The following is a 16,813-nucleotide window of genomic DNA, read 5'->3' as shown; positions in this document are numbered from 1 at the left end:
AGCAGGGGTTCTGTGGGAGCGGGCGTGTCGAGGCGTCGAACCGCCGCGAACACCGGCGCAGCCGGTGCCATCCACCGCGTTGGATTCTTCGCGGGCACGCCCGCTCCCACAGAGGCCGCGTCGCGCTTACGAATTGAGTTCTCTGCGCGACAGCGCAGCCCATAGGGCTGGGTGATCTCCCACAGGTACAGCGCAGGCCTTGGCCTTGATGCAATCCTGTGGGAGCTGGCTTGCCGGCGATTAGGCCCTCAGATGTTATTCAGACCGCCAGGCCAATCGCCGGCTGCACCTGCGATGCCCGATAGGCCGGGTAAATGGTCGCCAAAAAGCTCATCACCAGCCCAGCGGTACAGATGATCGCCACATCCCCCCACTGCAACTGCGACGGCAAGCTGCTGATGAAGTACACATCCGAAGTAAAGATGTGCTGCCCGCTCACCCGCTCCAGCCAACCGACGATCTGGCTGACGTTGAACGCCGCGATCACCCCCAGCACTCCGCCGATCAGCGTCCCGACAATGCCGATCAAGCTGCCCTGGACCATGAACGTGCCCATGATCTGCGCTGGCGTGGCGCCCAGGGTACGCAGGATGGCGATGTCCGGCCCCTTGTCGTTCACCACCATCACCAGGGTGGCGATGATGTTGAACGCCGCCACCGCGATGATCATCATCAGCAGCAGGCCAATCATGGTCTTTTCCATCTTCATGGCGCTGAACAGGCTGCCCTGGGTGTGCGACCAGTCATCGGCGCGGTAGGCGTCGCCGAGCCCGGCGGCCACGGCCTTGGACACCTGCGGCGCGGCATACAGGTCGTGCAGTTTCAGGCGCACGCCCTGCACCTGGCCCGGCGCCCAGCGCTGCATCTCAGCGGCGTCGGCCACATGGATATAGGCCTGGGAGCCATCGAGCTCGGCACCGACCTTGAAGATGCCGACCACGGTCAGGCGCTGCATGCGCGGGGTGATACCGCCCGGCTCCTTGCTGATCTCCGGCACGATCAGAGTCAGCTTGTCGCCGGTGTTCAGGCGAAAGCGCCGCGCGGTCAGATCGCCGATGACCACGCCGAACTCGCCCGCCTGCAGGTCCTGCAGGCGGCCCTGGACGATGTGCTGGCCAACGATCGAGACCTTGCCCTCCTCGGCCGGGTCGATACCGCTGACCTGGATCGGCTGCATCGCCCCCTTGTACGACAGCATGCCCTCCATTTCGGTAATCGGCGCTGCTGCCATTACCGCCGGGTTCTGCATGGCCGCGTCGGCCACCTTGTGCCAGTCGTCCAGCGGCTGCACGCCGAGGATGGCGGCATGCGGCACCAGGCCGAGGATGCGCGAGCTCATTTCACGCTGGAAGCCGTTCATCACCGACAGCACCACGATCATCGCCAGCACGCCCAGCGACAGGCCGATCATCGAGGTCATCGAGATGAACGAGATGAAGTGGTTGCGGCGCTTGGCTCGGGTGTAGCGTGCGCCGATGAAGATGGGCAAGGGTCTGAACATGAACAAAACACCCAATGAAAACAGGAAAACGGGGCGGCACCTGCCACCCCGTGCAGTCGATCAGATCGCCACCAGATGGCCGTCGTCGAGTTTCAATACACGGTCCATCTGCCGCGCCAGGTTGAGGTCGTGGGTGACCACCAGGAACGCGGTGCGCGAAGCGCTGGACAGTTCTTGCATCAGTTCCTGGATGCCCTGGGCGGTGTGGTGGTCGAGGTTGCCGGTCGGCTCGTCGAGCATCACCAGGCCTGGGCGGTTGACCAGCGCCCGGGCAATCGCCACGCGCTGGCGCTCCCCGCCAGACAGCTCGGCCGGCTTGTGATTGAAGCGGTGGCCCAGACCCACGCGCTTGAGCAGCGCCTCGGCACGCTCACGGGCCTCGGGGATGGGCGTGCGGCCGATCAGCAGCGGCATGCACACGTTCTCGATGGCGGTGAATTCCGGCAATAGGTGATGAAACTGGTAGACAAAGCCCAGCTCACGGTTGCGCAGCAGGCCACGGGCACGCTCGCCCAGCGCCGACAGCTCTTCGCCAGCCAGCCAGACACTGCCCTGGGTCGGCCGGTCGAGGCCGCCCAGCAGGTTGAGCAAGGTACTCTTGCCCGAGCCGGAACTGCCGACGATGGCCACCCGCTCGCCGGCGTGCAGCTCGAGGTTGAGCCCGGACAGCACCTGCACCGACTCCGGGCCCTCGTCGTAGGACTTGCCCAGGTTGCGGCAACTCAGAACGGCTTTATCACTCATGCGCGACTCACTCATAACGTAGCGCCTCTGCAGGCTGGGTGCGGGCCGCACGCCAGGCCGGGTACAGGGTGGCGAAGAAACTCAGGACCAGCGCCGCACCACAGACCATGTACACGTCCTGGGCCTGGATCTGCGACGGCAGGTAATCGATGAAGTACACGTCGGCGTTGAGGAACTTGTGCCCGATCAGTTTCTCGATGCCGGCGATCACCGCGCTCACATTCAGCGCGGCGACGATCCCGACCACGGCGCCGATCAAGGTACCGATCACCCCGATCACCGTGCCCTGGACCATGAAGATGAGCATGATCTGCCCGGGCGTGGCGCCCAAGGTACGCAGGATGGCGATGTCGCCGCGCTTGTCGTTGACCACCATCACCAGGGTGGAAATGATGTTGAACGCCGCCACCGCCACGATCAGCAGCAACAGCAGGCCGATCATGGCCTTTTCCATGCGGATTGCCTGGTACAGGTTGCCGTGGGTACGGGTCCAGTCACGGCTGTAGAATTCCTGGTCGCCCAGGCGCTGGGCGATGTCCCAGGCCACCCGCGGCGCCTGGAACAGGTCGTCGAACTTCAGGCGCAGGCCCTGTACCTGGTCGGGCTTCCAGCGGTGCAGGCGCGACAGGTCGGCGATGTTGGTCAGGCCCAGGTAACCGTCGATCTCGCCCGCGCCCACGTGGAAGGTGCCGACCACGGTGAAGCGCTTCATGCGCGGGAACATGCCGGCCGGGGTCACGCTGACCTCGGGGGCGACGAAGGTGAGTTTGTCACCGATGGCCACGCCCAGCTTGGCGGCGGCCTTGTCGCCGATCATGATGCCCCACTCGCCCGGAGCCAGCTGGTCGAGGCGGCCTTGCTGAACGAAGTTGTCGATGATCGACACCTCGCGCTCGCGGGCCGGGTCGATGCCGTTGAGCAGCACCTTCTGCACCTTGCCGTCATGGGTCAGCAGGCCCTGCATCTGGGTAAAGGGCGCAACCGCCAGCACCTGCGGATTCTGCTTTACTTGTTGGGCAAGGGCAGGCCAGTCGGCAATGGGCTGGCCGCTCTCCAGCGTGGCATGGGGAATCATGCCCAACACGCGGGTGCGCATCTCGTGGTCGAACCCGTTCATCACCGACAACACCACGATCATCACCACCACGCCCAGGGCGAGGCCGATCATCGAGGTCAGGGAAATGAACGAGACGAAGTGATTGCGACGTTTGGCACGGGTATAACGCGTGCCGATGAATGCGAAAAGAGGTCTGAACATGTCGGGGCTTGTTCGGATGAAAGGGAACGTCCTTGTGGCGAGGCGCCTACGGCGGCTTTACACTCGGACCACCGCCGCTACCTTGGGTTCGCCATGACGACATTAGACGAAGAAGATCGCCGCGAATACTACCGCATCGAAGATCGGATCGCACTTCAAATCAGCCCTCTCAGCGCGGCCGAAGCCCTTGACCCAGATGTGTTGCAAGATGATTCGCCGCTGTTCAACCTGCTCAGTGAACTGCACCTGTCCGACTTCGAGTCACAGCACCTGCTGCGCCAGCTGAGCGACAAGGACCGCACCCTCGCCGCCTTCCTGCGGGCGCAGAACAAACGCCTCGACCTGCTCAGCGCGGTGGTTGCCCAGACCCTGCTGGGCGAAGTCGGCCAGCCCCTGCCGGTGGTGATCTCCGAAGGTGGCATCGAGTTCGCGCAAGCCACGCAGATTGCCGCCGGCACCCGGGTAAAAGTGAAAATGGTGCTGATGCCGCGCGCCCATGGCCTGCTGCTGCGCGGCAAAGTCACCCATTGCGACCCGCGCCCAGGCGGCGGTTTCGAGGTCGGCACCGAATTCATCGACATGACCGACGCCCAACGGCAACTGCTGGCCCGCTACATCCTGCAGCGCCAGCAACAACAACGGCGCCAGCAGCTGGAACAGAACGACCCCGCCTCCTGAGCCAATTTTTCTCTGATTTGAAGGAACGAACGTGACCCTGATCTACGGCCATCGCGGCGCCAAGGGCGAAGCACCCGAAAACACCCTGACCAGCTTCCAGCAGTGCCTGGCCCACGGCGTCACCCGCTGCGAGCTGGACCTGCACCTGTCGGCCGACAACGAGCTGATGGTGATCCACGACCCCACGCTCAAACGCACCACTGGCAAACGCGGCAAGGTGGTCGAGCACTCGGCCGCCGAACTGGTCAAGATCGATGCCCGCAAAGGCGGCCCGGGCCACGTGCAGCCCTGCCCCATCCCGAAACTGGAAGAACTGTTCGCAAAATGCCCGTTCGAGCATTGGCAACTGGAAGTGAAAAGCGCCTCGCGCACCCGTGCGGCCAGCACCGTGCTGGCGATCCGCGAACTGGCCCAGCAGTACGGCCTGCTGGACAAGGTGACCATCACCTCCAGCTCACGCGAAGTGCTGGGCGCCGCCCAGGAACTGGTGCCAGACGTGAAACGCGGGCTGGTGGCCGAATATGCCTGGCTCGACCCACTGAAAGTGGCGCAGAACTATGGCTGCGAACTGCTGGCATTGAACTGGACACTGTGCACACCCGAGCGCCTGCTGAAAGCGCAGGGCCAGGGTTTGCACGTGTCGGTATGGACGGTCAACGAACCGGCACTGATGCGCCGGCTCGCTGATTTTGGCGTGGACAGCCTGATTACAGACTTTCCCGGTTTGGCCAAGACCACCCTCGGGTAGGGTTGAAATCGGTCTCTCCGACCGGCTCAGGCCACCGGTCGGAGCCGCTCAAAAAAGCCGGTTCAGGCCGTCGTAGGCAGCTACCCGGTAGGCTTCGGCCATGGTCGGGTAGTTGAACGTGGTGTTGACGAAGTATTTCAGGTTGTTCTGCTCGCCCGGCTGGTTCATCACAGCCTGGCCGATATGGACGATCTCCGAAGCCTGATAACCGAAGCAGTGCACACCCAGCACTTCCAGCGTCTCGCGGTGGAACAGGATTTTCAGCATGCCCTGGGGCTCGCCGGCGATCTGCGCACGGGCCATGCCCTTGAAGAAGGCCTTTCCCACTTCGTACGGCACCTTGGCCTGGGTCAGCTCCTGCTCGTTCTTGCCGATCGAGCTGATCTCCGGAATGGTGTAGATGCCGGTAGGCACGTCGTTGACGAAACGCCAGCTGCCATTGTCGACGATGCTGCCGGCGGCGGAGCGGCCCTGGTCATGGGCGGCACTGGCCAGGCTCGGCCAACCGATCACGTCACCGGCGCCGTAGATGTTCGGCACGCTGGTGCGGTAGGCTTCGTCGACCTCGATCTGGCCACGGCTGTTGACCTTGATGCCGATGTTTTCCAGGCCCAGCTTGTCGGTGTTGCCGGTACGCCCGTTGCACCACAGCAAAGCGTCGGCCTTGATCTTCTTGCCTGACTTCAGGTGCAGGATCACACCGTTGTCCAGGCCCTCGACGCGCTCATACTCTTCGTTGTGACGCACGGTGATGTTGTTGTTGCTGAAGTGGTAGCTCAGCGCCTGGGAAATTTCCGAATCCAGGAAGCTCAGCAGCTGGCCACGGTTGTCCACCAGCTCTACCAGCACGCCCAGGCCACTGAAGATCGATGCGTATTCGCAACCGATCACGCCGGCACCGTACACGATCAGCTTGCGCGGGGTGTGGCTGAGGCTGAGGATGGTATCGCTGTCGTAGACGCGCGGGTGGTGGAAGTCGATGTCGGCCGGGCGGTACGGGCGCGAACCGGTGGCGATGATGATGTGCTTGGCATTGAGCTTCTCGACCACACCGTTCGGGCACACCACTTCGACGGTTTGCTCGTCGGCGAAGCTGCCGGTGCCGAAGAACAGGTCGACGCGGTTACGGGCGTAGTAGCCGGTGCGCGATGCAACTTGCTTGGCGATGACCTTCTCGGCGCTTTTCAGCACATCGGGGAACGAGAACCAGCGCGGCTCGCCGATGGCGCGGAACATCGGGTTGGTGTTGAACTGCATGATCTGCCGCACCGAGTGACGCAGTGCCTTGGACGGGATGGTACCCAGGTGGGTGCAGTTGCCCCCGACCTGGCGACGGCTGTCGACCATCGCCACCTTGCGCCCTGCTTTGGCGGCGTTCATTGCCGCACCTTCCCCGGCCGGGCCGGAACCCAGCACCACTACGTCGTAGTTGTAGACAGCCATGCGTACTCCTTCAGAACTGGCCCGCAAGCCACGGTCGCTCGCGGGGCGCGATCATGCCGCCGGGGCGTCATGAGAAAATTCGGGTGCAGTCTAATCAAGCGTGAACGCCGCGCACATTAACCCTTGGTCGCGTCGTAGGCCAATTTTGCCCGCACTACATATGGTGAACCATTCCCTGGCGGCCATCTTCCCTGCTTGCGCTTTCACTCGCCTTTCACCGCCCGTTCGAACGCGGGCGTAGCTCGGGAGACGAAGCCACCCTCGGCCCGAGTCACCAATACAGCAGCCAGGTCATGCGCCACGGCAAAATCCCAGCCGCGTTCAGGGCCCAGGATCAACAGCAGCGTCGAATAGCCGTCGGCCTGCAGCGCCGAGGCGTCGAGCACCGTGACCGCAGCCAGGTCGTGCTGCACCGGGCGCCCCAGGCGGGCATCGAAGGTGTGCGAATAGCGCCGGCCATTCTCCTCGAAATAGTGCCGATAGTCACCCGAGGTCGATACTGCAAGGCCATTGACCGGGATGATCTGACGGGCGATCTGGCGGTCTTCGCGGGGCAGCTCCAGGGCGATACGCCAAGGGCTGCCATCAGGCTTGCGGCCGACCGCCTTGAGCTCGCCGGTAGCTTCGGCGACAAAACTGGCCACGCCCATGGCGCGCAGGCGTGCGGCAATCAGGTCGACGGCATGGCCGGCGGCAATGCTGTTGAAGTCGAGCTGCACCGGGGCATCCTTGCACAAGGCCTGGCCGTCGGCGTGCAAATGCCGGTAGCCCACGCGCTGACGCACCTGGGCCAGGGCCTGCGGGCCGGGCACCTGTTCGTGACGCGCCTGGGGGCCAAAGCCCCACAGGTCGAGCAACGGCTCGACGGTGAGGTCGAAGGCGCCGTCGCTTTGCTCGGCCAGGTGCTGGCCGAAGTTGACCAGTTCGAGCATGTCGGCCGGCAGAGCCAGGCACTGGTTGGCGGGCAACTGGTTGAACTGGCTGACGGTGGAGTCGCCGCGGTAGGTCGAGTAGTGCTGGTCGATGTCGTGCAGGATGCCCTCAACCGCCCCCTGCACCTGGGCCGGTGCCGGGCCACCGGGCTCGCGCACATACTGGATGCTGTAGCTGCTGCCCATGGTCGGGCCGCCCAGGCGCTCCAGGGTGGGGCCCTGGTTGCAGGCTGTGAGTAGCAGGAGGATGAAAAGCAGGGCTATGCGCAAGGTTTGATTTCTCGATTGCCAGTGCCGGCCTCTTCGCGGGTGAACCCGCTCCTACAGGATTGTCGCTGGCCCCTGTGGGAGCGGGTTCACCCGCGAAAGGGCCAGCACTGGCAACACAAATTCTGGATAAAAAAACGGGAACCCGAAGGTTCCCGTTTTTTCATTGCCTTACAAGCGAATCAGCGTGGAAACGCTGGCGGGTTCACACCAGCCATCTCTTCCATCACGCGAACCACCTGGCAGCTGTAACCGAATTCGTTGTCGTACCAAACGTACAGGACAACGCGGTTGTCGTTGCAGATGGTGGCTTCGGCATCGACCACACCGGCGTGGCGCGAACCAACGAAGTCGGTCGAAACCACTTCCTGCGAGCTGACGTAGTCGATCTGCTTGTGCAGTTCCGAGTGCATGGCGGTCTGGCGCAGGTACTCGTTGATCTCGTCGCGGTTGGTGGCCTTTTCCAGGTTCAGGTTCAGGATGGCCATCGACACGTTTGGCGTCGGCACGCGAATGGCGTTGCCGGTCAGCTTGCCTTTCAGCACTGGCAGTGCCTTGGCGGCAGCGGTGGCGGCGCCGGTTTCGGTGATGACCATGTTCAGCGGCGCGGCACGGCCACGGCGGCTGCCCTTGTGGAAGTTGTCGATCAGGTTCTGGTCGTTGGTGAACGAGTGAACGGTTTCGACGTGGCCATTGACGATGCCGTACTGGTCGTTGATGGCCTTGAGCACCGGCACGATGGCGTTGGTGGTGCAGGAAGCGGCCGAGATGATCTTGTCATCGGCGGCGATGTCAGCGTGGTTGATGCCGTGCACGATGTTTTTCAGCGCGCCCTTGCCAGGTGCGGTGAGGATCACGCGGGCAGCGCCCGGGCAGGCCAGGTGCTGGCCGAGGCCGTCGGCGTCACGCCAGACACCGGTGTTGTCGACGATCAGCGCATCGTTGATGCCGTACTGGGTGTAGTCGACTTCGCTCGGGCTCTTGGCGTAGATAACCTGAATCAGGTTGCCGTTGGCGGTGATGGTGTTGTTGGCTTCATCGATGACGATGGTGCCGTCGAACGGGCCGTGCACCGAGTCACGGCGCAGCAGGCTGGCACGCTTGACCAGGTCGTTCTCGGCGCCTTTGCGCACGACGATGGCGCGCAGGCGCAGGCCATCACCACCACCGGTCTTCTCGATCAGGATGCGCGCCAGCAGGCGGCCAATGCGGCCGAAGCCGTACAGAACGACGTCGGTACCTTTGCGCGCCGAAGCGTTCTGCTGGCCAACCACCTCGGCCAGCTCTTCACGGACGAACTGCTCGGCAGTGCGGCCATTGCCTTCCTGCTTGAACTTGTTGGCCAGCTTGCCCAGGTCGACCGAAGCGGCGCCCAGTTTCAGCTCGCTCATGGCCTTGAGCAGGGGGAATGTCTCGTGGACGGACAGTTCGGTTTCGTCGGCCTGACGATGACGCGCAAAGCGGTGCGCCTTGAGGATAGAGATAACCGAACGGTTGATCAGGCTGCGGCCATAAATCGAGCTCACCACATTGTTGTTGCGGTAGAGCTGACCGATAAGCGGGATCATCGCTTCAGCCAGGGCTTCACGATCGATCCACTCACCAAGACACTGGTCGGGCTTCTGAGTCACGGGAACCTTCCACATGTAGGGACAGAAAAAAGGGGCTACATTATGACGCCCCAACGCGTAACGGGCAATGAGCGCCTGTCGCGGCCACGCAAGCCAGCGTTCATGCCCTTTCGAGCCTGACAGCCGGCACCGGCACCGGTACAATCGGTCTCTTTGCCGCAACGCTTGGAGTGCAATCTCCCGTGTCAGTTCTGCGCCTACCGCACATGTCGGCCACGGCCGGCAAACAAACCTGGGGCAACCTGCCCGGTGCCGCCCTCAGCCTGGCCATCGCCGAGGCCGCCAGCAGCGCTGGCCGCTTCACCCTGCTGCTGACGGCCGATAGCCAGGCCGCCGACCGTCTGGAACAGGAGCTGCGCTTCTTCGCTCCGGAGCTGCCGGTGCTACCGTTCCCCGACTGGGAAACCTTGCCCTACGACCTGTTCTCGCCGCACCAGGACATCATTTCCCAGCGCATCGCCAGCCTCTACCGGCTGCCGGAGTTGAGCCACGGCATCCTCGTGGTGCCGGTCACCACCGCCCTGCACCGCTTGGCGCCTACGCGCTTCCTGCTGGGCAGCAGCCTGGTGCTGGACGTGGGCCAGACCATCGACGTGGAGCAGATGCGCACGCGCCTGGAGGCCACCGGCTATCGCTGCGTCGATACCGTCTACGAGCATGGCGAGTTCGCCGTGCGCGGGGCGTTGATCGACCTGTTCCCGATGGGCAGCAAGCTGCCCTACCGCATCGACCTGTTCGATGACGAAATCGAGACGCTGCGCACCTTCGACCCCGAGACCCAGCGCTCGATCGACAAGGTCGACTCGGTGCGCCTGCTGCCGGCGCGCGAATTCCCGATGCAGAAAGAGGAAGTGACCCGCTTCAAGGCGCGCTTTCGCGAGCGCTTCGACGTCGACTTCCGCCGCAGCGCGATCTTCCAGGACCTGGCCAGTGGCATCATCCCTGCCGGCATCGAGTACTACCTGCCGCTGTTCTTCGAAGAAACCTCCACACTGTTCGACTACCTGCCGGCCGATACCCAGGTGTTCTCGCTGCCCGGCGTGGAGCAAGCCGCCGAACACTTCTGGAACGACGTGCGCGGCCGCTACGAGGACCGCCGCGGCGACCTGAGCCGGCCGCTGCTGCCGCCAGCCGAGCTGTTCCTGCCGGTGGAAGACTGCTTCGCCCGGCTCAAGCAATGGCCGCGAGTGGTGGTCAGCAGCGAAGACCTCGACCCTGGCGCTGGCCGCGAGCGCTTCCCGGCACGCGCCTTGCCCAACCTGGCGATCGAAGCCAAGGCCAACCAGCCATTGGCCGAGCTGGCCAACTTCCTCGACCAGTTCCCCGGCCGCGTGCTGTTCACCGCCGAATCGGCGGGCCGTCGCGAAGTGCTGCTGGAACTGCTCGAACGGCTGAAACTGCGCCCGCACACCGCCGACGGCTGGGCCGACTTCATTACCGGTAGCGAGCGCCTGGCGATCACCATCGCCCCGCTGGACGAAGGCCTGCTGCTGGATGACCCGGCCATTGCCTTGGTCGCCGAAAGCCCGCTGTTCGGCCAGCGGGTCATGCAGCGCCGGCGCCGTGACAAACGCGGCGAAACCGCCAACGACGCGGTGATCAAGAACCTGACCGAGCTGCGCGAAGGCGCGCCGGTGGTGCACATCGACCATGGCGTAGGCCGCTACCTGGGCCTGGCCACCCTGGAAATCGAGGGCCAGGCCGCCGAATTCCTCACCCTGGAATACGCCGAAGGTGCCAAGCTGTACGTGCCGGTGGCCAACCTGCACCTGATCGCCCGCTACACCGGTAGCGACGATGCCCTCGCCCCCTTGCACCGGCTGGGTTCGGAGACCTGGCAGAAGGCCAAGCGCAAGGCCGCCGAGCAGGTGCGCGACGTGGCCGCCGAGCTGCTCGACATCTATGCCCGCCGCGCCGCGCGCAAGGGCTATGCCTTTGCCGACCCGTCCGCCGACTACGCCACCTTCAGCGCCGGCTTCCCGTTCGAGGAAACCCCCGACCAGCAAGCCGCCATCGAGGCCGTGCGCACCGACATGCTGGCGCCCAAGCCGATGGACCGCCTGGTGTGCGGCGACGTTGGCTTCGGCAAGACCGAAGTGGCCATGCGCGCCGCGTTCATCGCCGTGCACAGTGGCCGCCAGGTGGCCGTGCTGGTGCCCACCACCCTGCTCGCCCAACAGCACTACAACAGCTTCCGCGACCGCTTCGCCGACTGGCCGGTGAGCGTGGAAGTGATGAGCCGCTTCAAGTCGGCCAAGGAAGTGGCCGCCGCTGCCGCAGACCTTGCCGAAGGCAAGATCGACATCCTCATCGGCACCCACAAGCTGCTGCAGGACGATGTGCGCTTCAAGGACCTGGGCCTGGCCATCATCGACGAAGAGCACCGCTTTGGCGTACGCCAGAAAGAACAGCTCAAGGCCCTGCGCAGCGAGGTCGACATCCTCACCCTGACCGCCACGCCGATTCCGCGCACGCTGAACATGGCAGTGGCGGGCATGCGCGACCTGTCGATCATCGCCACGCCACCGGCGCGCCGCCTGTCGGTACGCACCTTCGTCATGGAACAGAACAAGAGCACGGTCAAGGAAGCACTGCTGCGCGAGCTGCTGCGCGGCGGCCAGGTGTACTACTTGCACAACGATGTGAAAACCATCGAGAAATGCGCCGCCGACCTCGCCGAACTGGTTCCCGAGGCACGCATCGGCATCGGCCACGGGCAGATGCGCGAGCGCGAACTGGAACAGGTGATGAGCGACTTCTACCACAAGCGCTTCAACGTGCTGGTGGCCTCGACCATCATCGAAACCGGCATCGACGTGCCCAGCGCCAACACCATCGTCATCGAGCGCGCCGACAAGTTCGGCCTGGCCCAGTTGCACCAGCTGCGCGGCCGGGTCGGCCGCAGCCACCACCAGGCCTACGCCTACCTGCTGACGCCAACCCGGCAGAAGGTCAGCGCCGACGCCGAGAAACGCCTGGAGGCGATCGCCAACACCCAGGACCTCGGCGCGGGCTTCGTGCTGGCCACCAACGACCTGGAAATCCGCGGCGCCGGCGAGCTGCTGGGCGAAGGCCAGAGCGGGCAGATCCAGGCCGTGGGCTTCACCCTGTACATGGAAATGCTCGAACGCGCGGTCAAGGCGATCCGCAAGGGCACCCAACCCAACCTGGAGCAGCCACTGGGCGGCGGCCCGGAGATCAACCTGCGCCTGCCGGCGCTGATCCCCGAGGACTACCTGCCCGACGTGCATGCGCGGCTGATCCTGTACAAGCGCATCGCCTCGGCCGCCGACGAAGAAGGCCTCAAGGACCTGCAGGTCGAGATGATCGACCGCTTCGGCCTGCTGCCGGAGCCGACCAAGAACCTGATGCGCCTGACCTCGCTCAAGCTGCATGCGGAAAAGCTCGGCATCAAGAAAGTCGACGCCGGCCCCAATGGCGGCAAGCTCGAATTCGAGGCCGAAACCCCGGTCGACCCGCTGACCCTGATCAAACTGATCCAGGGCCAGCCCAAACGCTACAAGTTCGAAGGCGCCACCCAGTTCCGCTTCCTGGTCCCGATGGAACGCCCTGACGAACGCTTCAATACCCTGGAGGCGCTGTTCGAGCGCCTGACCCCACAGCCTGCCTAAGAGAAGACCCATGCGTGCCATCCGTTGCCTGACCCTGTTGCTTGCGCTGTTCGCGCCAGCTGCCTTCGCCGAAGGCCTGTATCAGGTAGAAATGATCCTGGTGCGGCAGAACAGCGTGCCCGCCTTCACCAGCCCGTTCGCCCCCGAAGACTGGAGCGCTGGCGCCCCGCGCCTGGAAAAAGACGCCGAGCGCCGCTTGGCGTTGGAAGACGAAGCCACCCGCCTGGAGGCCACCGCCGACTACACCGTGTTGCTGCACAAGGCCTGGCAGCAGCAGGTCGGCAGCGAACCCAGCCGTATCGCCCTGGGCGAAGGCGCCGAGCAATTCGGCCACTTCCCCATTGAAGGCAACCTGAGCATCGCCGAAGGGCGCTTCATCGCCGTCGAGGCCAACTTCTGGGTCAACCAGCTGGACGGCAACGGCAGTGTCTTGCAAAGCGAGCAGTTCAAGCAGAGCAACAGCAACGTCAAGGGTGGCCAGCTGACCTTCCTTGACGGTGGCCACCTGGCGCTGCTGCTGAAGGTGACGCCGCCGGGTACGCCAAAGATGCCGGTGATGGACCCGGAGATGATGGAGCAGTGATGTGAGCGATGGCGATGCGCAGCAGCTGCTGAGGGCCTATCCGGGCTGGGTCGACTTTATCGAGGCCGGCGCGCTGGCACGAGGCCGCAATTATGCAGAGCAAGAGCGCTCGCGCATCCTTTCGCAGCAAGGCCCCAAGGTCGAGGCAATCTGCAAAGGTTCGGCCGGCCAGACCTACCAGCAGACTATCAAGTTGGTCATCAATCATGGTGACCTGCACGTGTTTGGGCGCTGCACCTGCCCAGTCGCGCTCAACTGCAAGCATTGCATTGCAGCACTGCTGCAACTACAGGACGGCAGCGATGGCCCAGACACCGCAACCCCTGCCGAGCAAGCCGCCCTGTCGTTGCCACCAGACCTCAACCTGTGGGTCGAGGCCCTCGAATCGCCCTCCCAGCCTACAGCCCCGCGCGAGCCCGCGCGCAAAGGCCCGGCGATCTACTACCGCATTCACATGGAGCGGGAACACTGCCGGCTCGAACCGATCAAGGGCACCCGGCAAGCAGATGGCACCCTGAAGATCGGCCGCATCACCTCGATGCCCGAGATGATCTACTACACCCCCCGCTACGTTACGGAAGATGATGCACGCTTGCTGCGCCTGATCGACGCCCGCAGCCAGACGCTCACTCCGGTAGCGCAACTGGAAGGCAAGCAGGGCGCGGAGCTCTACAGCTACGCCCTGGCCACGGGTCGCCTGCTGTTCGAGGACGACGCTGAGCCGTTATCTCCTGGGCCGGAACTGGACGCCGAATTTCGCTGGGTCAGGCTGGACAATGGCAGCTACCGCGGCGCCTGGTACCACGATGGCCACCAGCTGCTGCAGGTGCTGCCCATCGAACCCATGCACTATGTCGACAGGCATTCGCATCAGACTGGCAAGCTGCGCCATGGCCTCGACCCCTTCATTGCCAGCCAGCTCGCGCGCGCGCCTGTTGTTCCCGAGCACTTGGTCATCCCCTTGAGTCATCGATTGAACGCCTTGAACCGCCACGTTCCCACCCCCACCGCCGTGAGCACCGAGCAAGTCGAAGACATCGCACCAAGAGGGCGACTGACCCTCGGCAGCCTCGAATTCAGCGCCTACATGCCCAAGACCGGGCGCATGCAACGGCAAATGCAACACCGCGCCGCACTGGCATTCGACTACGATGGCCTGCGCGCCAGTGGCAGCGACGACAAGCCACTGACCCGCCTGATTGGCAACACAAGCCAGCGCATCCGTCGCCAGCCGCAAGCAGAGCAAGCGTTGCGCAAGGTGCTGCGCGACTTCGGCTTCAAGCCCGCCACCCGGCAGAGCAAGGCTTTACCCGACAGCGCCGGCGAAATGTACCAGTTGCCCGACGACGAAGCCTGGCTGCGCTTTGCCCGCGAAGGCCTGCCGCGCCTGCGCGAGGCCGGCTGGGACATCGACATCCACCGCGACTTCGCCTTCAACCTGCAGGACGTGGACGACTGGTACGCGACCATCGAAGAAGCCCCAGGCCATGAATGGTTCGATCTGGAGCTGGGTATCGTGGTCGATGGCCAGCGCCACAGCCTGCTGCCGATCGTACTGCAACTGCTGCGCAGCAACCCGGAACTGCTGCGCCCCAGCGAACTGGCCCGGCGCAGTGACGACGAGCACCTGCTGATCGACCTCAACCGCGGCCGCCTGGACGCCCCGGCGTTGCGCGTCGCCCTGCCCTACGGCCGGATCAAGGCGGTAATGGGTACCCTGGGCGAGCTGTACCTGCACGAACCCACCGCTGGCCCGTCCCTGCGCCTGGACCGTGCCGATGCCGCACGCCTGAACGAAATCGAAGGCCTGCCCCTGCACTGGGAGGGTGGCGAGCATGTGCGCGACCTGGGCCGCCGCCTGCGCGATGCCCGCGACCTGCAAGTGGCGCCGCCAAGCGGGCTGCAGGCCAGCTTGCGCCCCTACCAGCAACAGGGCCTGAACTGGCTGCAAGCGCTGCGCGAGATGGGCACCGGCGGCATCCTAGGCGACGACATGGGCCTGGGCAAGACCCTGCAGGCCTTGGCCCACCTGCTGCTGGAGAAAGAGTCCGGGCGCCTCGGCACACCTGCTCTGGCGGTGATGCCTACCAGCCTGATACCCAACTGGCTGGACGAAGCCCAGCGCTTTGCCCCCAACCTGCGCGTGCTGGCCCTGCACGGGCCGGGGCGCAGCAAACATTTTGCCAAGCTGCATGAATACGACCTGGTCCTGACCACCTATGCCTTGATACCGCGCGACCTTGAACACCTGCGCGCCCAGGCCTGGCACGTGCTGGTTCTGGACGAGGCGCAGAACATCAAGAGCAGCACCAGCAAGGCCGCCCTCGCCGTCTGCGAGCTACAAGCTACCCAGCGCCTGTGTCTGACCGGCACACCGATGGAAAACAACCTGGGCGAGCTGTGGTCGCTCTTCCATTTCCTCATGCCCGGCTGGCTGGGTGACCTGAAACGCTTCAACCAGGACTACCGCACACCGATCGAGCGCCACGGCGACAGCGAGCGCCTGGCCCACCTGGTCACCCGCATCCGCCCGTTCCTGCTGCGTCGCACCAAGGAGCAAGTGGCCACCGAACTGCCGGCCAAGACCGAGATGGTGCACTGGGTGGAGCTCAGCGACGCCCAGCGCGACACCTACGAGGCCGTGCGGGTGGCCATGGACCAGAAAGTCCGCGACGAAATCGCCCGTAACGGTGCTGCGCGCAGCCAGATCGTGATCCTCGACGCCCTGCTCAAGCTGCGCCAGGTGTGCTGCGACCTGCGCCTGGTCAAAGGCGTGGAAAGCAAAGGCAACCAGGCTGACAAAGGCAAGCTCGGCGCGCTGCTGGAAATGCTTGAAGAGCTGCTTAGCGAAGGGCGCCGGGTGCTGCTATTCTCACAGTTCACCTCGATGCTGGCATTGATCGAGCAGGAACTGGAAAAGCGCAAGATCCGCTACAGCCTGCTGACCGGCGACACCCGCGACCGGCGTACGCCGGTGCAGCAGTTCCAGCAGGGTGACAGCGAAGTGTTCCTGATCAGCCTCAAGGCAGGTGGCGTGGGTTTGAACCTGACGGCCGCGGACACGGTGATCCATTTCGACCCCTGGTGGAACCCGGCCAGCGAAAACCAGGCCACCGACCGCGCCTACCGCATTGGCCAGGACAAGCCAGTGTTCGTGTTCAAGCTGATCACCCGGGGTACGGTGGAAGAGAAGATCCAGCTGTTGCAGCAGGAGAAGGCGGCGCTGGCGGCAAGCCTGCTGGATGGTGGGCAGGCCGGGCAGTGGCGGCTTGGGGATGAGGAAATCGAGGCACTGTTTGCGCCGCTGCCAGGGAAGCGTGGGCGTTAAAGCCTGAGTATTCTGCTGCCTGTACTGGCCTCTTCGCGGGCTTGCCCGCTCCCACAGGGATCGCACCG

At 64.4% G+C, this 16,813-nt stretch carries 11 protein-coding genes; 5 read left to right on the top strand and 6 right to left on the bottom strand.

All coding sequences use genetic code 11. The features are described from left to right. Nucleotides 1-259 precede the first annotated feature (259 nt). The 3 genes from TZ03_RS15380 to TZ03_RS15370 are packed head-to-tail and all read right to left on the bottom strand — an operon-like array spanning nt 260 to nt 3,503. Entirely contained in the window at nt 260-1,501 is a 1,242-nt protein-coding gene (locus TZ03_RS15380) for a lipoprotein-releasing ABC transporter permease subunit (RefSeq protein ID WP_051098889.1), read from the bottom strand. A gap of 60 nt (nt 1,502-1,561) precedes the next feature. After that, complete coding sequence (lolD, locus tag TZ03_RS15375; protein ID WP_177328473.1) at nt 1,562-2,245, bottom strand: lipoprotein-releasing ABC transporter ATP-binding protein LolD; 684 nt, start codon at nt 2,243-2,245, stop codon at nt 1,562-1,564. Between the two features lie 7 nt (nt 2,246-2,252). Continuing rightward, nucleotides 2,253-3,503 carry a lipoprotein-releasing ABC transporter permease subunit gene (locus TZ03_RS15370; protein ID WP_051098857.1) on the bottom strand — a complete coding sequence of 417 codons (1,251 nt, stop codon included), beginning with the start codon at nt 3,501-3,503 and terminating at the stop codon, nt 2,253-2,255. A 93-nt stretch (nt 3,504-3,596) separates the two neighbouring features. Here TZ03_RS15370 and TZ03_RS15365 point away from each other — a divergent pair, with 93 nt between their 5' ends. Further along, a complete protein-coding gene (locus tag TZ03_RS15365) occupies nt 3,597-4,181 on the top strand; it encodes a PilZ domain-containing protein (protein ID WP_051098856.1) in 585 nt (194 codons plus the stop codon). A 31-nt stretch (nt 4,182-4,212) separates the two neighbouring features. Continuing rightward, nucleotides 4,213-4,929: a glycerophosphodiester phosphodiesterase gene (locus TZ03_RS15360; protein WP_051098855.1), complete on the top strand. Its 717-nt coding sequence runs from the start codon at nt 4,213-4,215 to the stop codon at nt 4,927-4,929. Nucleotides 4,930-4,977: 48 nt separating this feature from the next. Here the strand turns inward: TZ03_RS15360 and sthA are convergent, their stop codons facing one another. The 3 genes from sthA to TZ03_RS15345 form a co-directional block, all read right to left on the bottom strand. Continuing rightward, entirely contained in the window at nt 4,978-6,372 is a 1,395-nt protein-coding gene (sthA, locus tag TZ03_RS15355; RefSeq protein ID WP_051098854.1) for a Si-specific NAD(P)(+) transhydrogenase, read from the bottom strand. 203 nt (nt 6,373-6,575) lie between these two features. After that, a complete protein-coding gene (locus TZ03_RS15350; protein WP_051098853.1) occupies nt 6,576-7,574 on the bottom strand; it encodes an FAD:protein FMN transferase in 999 nt (332 codons plus the stop codon). A 179-nt stretch (nt 7,575-7,753) separates the two neighbouring features. After that, the gene (locus TZ03_RS15345; RefSeq protein ID WP_051098852.1) at nt 7,754-9,217 is read right to left on the bottom strand and encodes a glyceraldehyde-3-phosphate dehydrogenase; all 1,464 of its coding nucleotides are present in this window, start codon (nt 9,215-9,217) and stop codon (nt 7,754-7,756) included. A 167-nt stretch (nt 9,218-9,384) separates the two neighbouring features. Here TZ03_RS15345 and mfd point away from each other — a divergent pair, with 167 nt between their 5' ends. From mfd to TZ03_RS15330, 3 genes are read left to right on the top strand one after another with little or no spacing between them, the layout of a single operon-like run. Further along, entirely contained in the window at nt 9,385-12,834 is a 3,450-nt protein-coding gene (mfd, locus tag TZ03_RS15340) for a transcription-repair coupling factor (RefSeq protein WP_051098851.1), read from the top strand. A 10-nt stretch (nt 12,835-12,844) separates the two neighbouring features. Continuing rightward, nucleotides 12,845-13,417: a CsiV family protein gene (locus TZ03_RS15335; protein ID WP_051098850.1), complete on the top strand. Its 573-nt coding sequence runs from the start codon at nt 12,845-12,847 to the stop codon at nt 13,415-13,417. 1 nt (nt 13,418) lies between these two features. After that, complete coding sequence (locus TZ03_RS15330) at nt 13,419-16,745, top strand: DEAD/DEAH box helicase (RefSeq protein ID WP_082056634.1); 3,327 nt, start codon at nt 13,419-13,421, stop codon at nt 16,743-16,745. Nucleotides 16,746-16,813: the final 68 nt, after the last annotated feature.

The organism is Pseudomonas sp. 10-1B (assembly GCF_000935045.1).
Taxonomy (GTDB): domain Bacteria; phylum Pseudomonadota; class Gammaproteobacteria; order Pseudomonadales; family Pseudomonadaceae; genus Aquipseudomonas.
The sequence above is the reverse complement of the archived record's forward strand: the minus strand, read 5'-3'. Positions and strand labels throughout refer to the sequence as shown.

Bases quoted from the DNA above. Each gene is read 5' to 3' on its own strand.
- TZ03_RS15380 (WP_051098889.1), bottom strand. From the start codon at position 1,501: ATGTTCAGACCCTTGCCCATCTTCATCGGCGCACGCTACACCCGAGCC.
- lolD (WP_177328473.1), bottom strand. From the start codon at position 2,245: ATGAGTGATAAAGCCGTTCTGAGTTGCCGCAACCTGGGCAAGTCCTAC.
- TZ03_RS15370 (WP_051098857.1), bottom strand. From the start codon at position 3,503: ATGTTCAGACCTCTTTTCGCATTCATCGGCACGCGTTATACCCGTGCC.
- TZ03_RS15365 (WP_051098856.1), top strand. From the start codon at position 3,597: ATGACGACATTAGACGAAGAAGATCGCCGCGAATACTACCGCATCGAA.
- sthA (WP_051098854.1), bottom strand. From the start codon at position 6,372: ATGGCTGTCTACAACTACGACGTAGTGGTGCTGGGTTCCGGCCCGGCC.
- TZ03_RS15345 (WP_051098852.1), bottom strand. From the start codon at position 9,217: ATGTGGAAGGTTCCCGTGACTCAGAAGCCCGACCAGTGTCTTGGTGAG.
- TZ03_RS15335 (WP_051098850.1), top strand. From the start codon at position 12,845: ATGCGTGCCATCCGTTGCCTGACCCTGTTGCTTGCGCTGTTCGCGCCA.